The following is a 4709-nucleotide window of genomic DNA, read 5'->3' as shown; positions in this document are numbered from 1 at the left end:
CCCCAACCCCCGTACGGAGGGGGCTACGGGGGGGTGGCAGTGCGATATTGCTCAAGTGAAAGCTTTGGCAATTACTGATGATGTGGTGGAGTTTATGGCACTGCAATTACAAAAATTGCCAACAGAAACTCAGAATATTCTGAAATTAGCGGCTTGTATTGGGGCGCAGTTTGATTTGAATACCCTGGCGATCGTTTCTGAGCAGTCAAAAGAAGATGCGGCGACAGCATTATGGCAATCATTACAATTTGGTTTGATTATTCCAAAGGAGGAAATTTACAAGTTTTTTACTCAATCAGATACTGCATCAGTTTCTCAAGTAGCGGCTAATCCCACTTATCGCTTTTTGCACGATCGCGTTCAACAAGCCGCCTATTCTCTGATTCCCGATGACCAGAAAAAAAAGACCCATTGGACGATTGGGCAACTCCTGAAACAGCAGATTTCTCAGGAGGAGCTAGAGTCGTCTATTTTCGATCTGATCGGTCATCTGAATATGGGGGTTGAGTCGATCGAACAACCACAACAGTGCCTTGAACTGGCTCAATTGAATCTGATCGCTGGTCGCAAAGCGAAGGCGGTGAGTGCCTTGGATGCTGCTGCCAAATACTATCACCAAGGCATCGCCCTTGTCGAGGAGGGGATTTGGCAAACCGATTATGACTTAGCCTTGGGATTGTACGAGCTAGCAACCGAAGTCGCAGCAATGCAAGGGGATTTCGCTCAGATGGAGCAATGGGCCGCCGTCGCAATTTCCCAAGCCACCATCACGGATTGCATCAAGGTTCAGTCCGCGCGGATTCAAGCTTACGCCACAGGCAATCAATTTGATCGAGCGCTTACTGTTGCTATCCAAGCCCTGACAGACTTGGGCTTTCATTTGCCCACGCAGGCCTCAGAAGCAGAGATTGGTGAGGCGTTACAGGCCACCATGACCCTGGTGGCACAACAGCCAATCGCATCGCTGGCAGACTTGCCCGTCATGCAGGATCTAACGCAACTAGCCACAATGGAAATCTTAGCTGCCCTCTTGTCTGTTACTTACACCAGTGCACCCACGCTGTATCCGCTGGTGGTGATGGAGCAGGTGCGGCGATCGATTCAGTTGGGTAATGCGCCCTCTTCTGCATTCGCCTACGTCACCTACGGTGTTTTGGTCAATTGCTTGCTACAAGATGTGGAGCAAGCCTCACAACTGGGTGAAGTGGCACAGCGGCTATCGGATCGGAGTAATTCTCAAGACTTGAAAGCGAAGGTTTACACTTGTGTGGGCGGTGTACTCTTCCATTTGAAGCACCCCTTAAAAAATTCCCTGTCAATCTTACTAGAGGCTCATCAAGCGGGGTTGGCCTCTGGCAGCTTTGAATATGTCGGCTATAGCGGTTATATGTATGCGTCACACCATTACCTAAGTGGCGAGTCTCTCACGGTGACAGAAGAGATTGCCGCAGAGTTTTATCGTCGCTTGAGGCAGTTAAACCTAACCACCACCACCAACTACTGTGGAATTATTCATCAGGCCGTCCTGTATTGGTTGGGGCAGCGATCCCAAAGGGGGGAACAGGGGGAGTACATTTTGCTCGAAGCCGATCTTAGATCGCAAATGGAAGCGCAAAAAAATGGGGCGGGATTAGTAATCCTATTTGTGAATCAATTGATGCTTTGCTATGGCTTTGGTAGATTCGATCGAGCCATGACGGCGGCACAGCAATTTAAGCTCTGGTTACCAGCCGCCAGCGGTACGATTATGGAACCCTTATTCTATTTTTATGATTCTCTGATCGCCCTGGCAATCTACCCCCAAACGGCGATCGCACAGCAACCGCAATTATTAGAGCAGATTGCTAATAATCAACAGCCGTTGAAGCTCCTTGCCGATCGTGCACCAATGAATTTCTTACATAAATACCAGTTGGTGGAAGCCGAAAAATGTCGGGTGTTAGGTAAGAATTATGAGGCAGGAGATTGGTACGATCGCGCGATCGCTGGAGCCAAAGCCAACGGCTACATCCAAGAAGAAGCTTTAGCCAATGAACTTGCAGCTAAGTTCTACCTGGACTGGGGTAAAGAAAAAGTTGCCGTTGGTTATATGCAAGAAGCCTATTATTGCTATGCCAAATGGGGTGCCAAAGCCAAAGTCGCCGATTTAGAACAACGCTATACAGATTTGTTGCGCCCGATCTTGCAACAAGCAGCATTGACTCTGAATCCTCTGGAAACCTTAGCAACGCTGGCTAACCCCGCCTTATCGCTCCATTCCTCCAGCCAAACCAACCACTCGTCTAGTAGCAGCATCAATACTGCCCTCGATTTTGCCGCTATTATCAAAGCTTCTCAAGCACTATCGAGTACGATTCAACTCGATGAATTGTTGCACCAACTGACTCAAATTATTTTACAAAACTCTGGAGGATCTCTCTGTGCCTTAATTTTGCCCAATACAGATGGACAATGGCAGGTGAGAGCGATCGCTACACCTGAAGCAACAGAACTATGCACGCAACCGATCGAGGGCAACATTAACTGCCCCTTGAAGTTAATTCAGTACGTTAAAAATACGCAAGAAATTGTTGTCATTGACGACATCAAAACTGACTTGCCTGTGATTGATGAATATCTCAATCGCCAACAGCCACAGAGTGTGTTGTGTTTGCCCATTCTTAACCAAGGACATCTCATTGGGATTCTATATTTAGAGAACCGAACCACAAGAGGCGTATTTATCAGCGATCGCATCCTCATCCTCAATTTCCTCTGCACTCAAGCTGCCATTTCTTTAGAAAATGCTCGACTCTATCAACAATCACAAGACTGGGCCCAACAGCTCGAACAATCTCAACTGCAACTGGTACAAAGCGAAAAAATGTCTGCCCTCGGCAATCTGGTAGCTGGGGTTGCTCACGAAATCAACAATCCTGTTGGTTGCATTGTCGGCAATGTCGGTGCTGCCCAAGATTATATCAACGATCTATTAGGTTTAATCGATCTCTATGGCGAAAAATTCCCTCAACCTGGAGCAGAAATTGAAGAGGAATTAGAAGCGATCGACCTTGAATATGTGCGAGAAGATTTGCCGAAGTTGATTAAAGCAATGAAAGATGGAGGCGATCGCATCACATCGATCAGCAAGAGTCTTCGCACTTTCTCCCGTGCTGATAGCGATCGAAAGCAGATATTCGATCTCCATGAAGGGATCGATAGCACGATCTTAATTTTACGCCATCGCCTCAAGGCAAATGATAATCGTCCGGCGATTGAAGTTGCCACCAACTACGGAATTATTCCCGCAATTAATTGCTTTCCTGGGCAATTAAATCAGGTATTTATGAATATTCTTGCCAATGCGATAGATGCTTTGGATGAATCAAATATTGGACGAAGCTTTGCGGAAATCAAGGCGAATCCTAATCGCATTAAAATTGCCACTTTTGTAGAAAATCAAGAGGTAAAAATTACTATTACTGATAATGGCAAGGGGATGAATGAATCAGTCATACAAAAGATATTTGACCATTTATTTACGACGAAAGTTGTCGGTAAAGGTACGGGATTGGGATTGGCGATCGCTCGTCAAATCGTCATCGAAAAACATGGCGGTTCTATTCATGTTAACTCAACACTAGGTCAAGGGACAGAATTTATTATCACCTTACCTATTAAGGGAGAATAAACCAGTTAAATTTCCACTTCGATTACTCATAAATTCTCAAAGAACAATGGTTATTAATAACTCTCACCAAAATAGCAACCGTCAGACAACAGTTCAAATTCTCGACTATCAAATTCTCGAAACAGTTTATTCAGGAAGTCGCACCTTAGTATATCGAGCTATCCGTACCAGCGATCGATTACCTGTTGTCATCAAACTGTTGAAAAATGAATACCCTACATTCAGCGAACTCGTGCAGTTTCGCAACCAGTATACCATTACTAAAAACCTTTGTAAACCTGGAATCATCCAAACCTATAGCCTAGAACCCTATCGAAATGGCTATGCCTTAGTCATGGAAGATTTTGGGGGTATTTCTCTTCACGAATGGGCACTAAAAGCGGAAAAATTACTATCTTTGAGGGACTTTTTAGAAGTAGCGATCGCACTGTGCAATATTTTATATATATTGTATAGCGAGCGGATTATTCATAAAGATATTAAACCCAGTAATATCTTAATTAATCCCGAAACCAAACAAGTCAAATTAATTGACTTTAGTATCGCCTCCTTGTTACCGCAAGAAACAGAAAATTCGATCAATCCTAATATATTAGAAGGGACAATTGCTTATATTTCTCCCGAACAAACCGGGAGAATGAATCGGGGGATTGACTATCGGACTGACTTTTATTCTTTGGGTATAACTTTCTACGAATTACTGACGGGTCAATTACCTTTTCAGTCAAACGATCCGATGGAGTTAGTACATTGTCATATTGCCAAACCAGCACCGTTAGTCCATGAAATCAACCCAAAAATTCCATCTGTCCTCTCAAAGATTGTCAGTAAATTGATGGCAAAAAATGCCGAAAACCGCTATCAAAGTGCCTTGGGACTGAAGTTTGATTTAGAGAAATATTTACATCAACTACAAGCAACTGGTAGGATTGAAGACTTTGAAATTGCACAGCATGATATGTGCGATCGCTTCCTCATCCCCGACAAACTCTATGGTAGAGAAACTGAGGTTGAAACCCTACTGCAAGCCTTTGAAAGA

The 4709-nt window shown here is 44.5% G+C and carries 2 protein-coding genes; both read left to right on the top strand.

Annotated elements, in window-relative coordinates:
• A partial coding sequence (locus OSCI_RS02660; protein ID WP_039961630.1) for an ATP-binding protein occupies positions 1 to 3670 on the top strand: 3670 nt, incomplete at its 5' end.
• Between the two features lie 46 nt (positions 3671 to 3716).
• Positions 3717 to 4709, top strand: a 993-nt coding sequence (locus OSCI_RS02655; RefSeq protein WP_039961629.1) for a serine/threonine protein kinase, incomplete at its 3' end; no start/stop codon positions are given.

The organism is Kamptonema sp. PCC 6506, from assembly GCF_000180455.1.
Classification (GTDB): domain Bacteria; phylum Cyanobacteriota; class Cyanobacteriia; order Cyanobacteriales; family Microcoleaceae; genus Kamptonema; species Kamptonema formosum.
The sequence above is the reverse complement of the archived record's forward strand: the minus strand, read 5'-3'. Positions and strand labels throughout refer to the sequence as shown.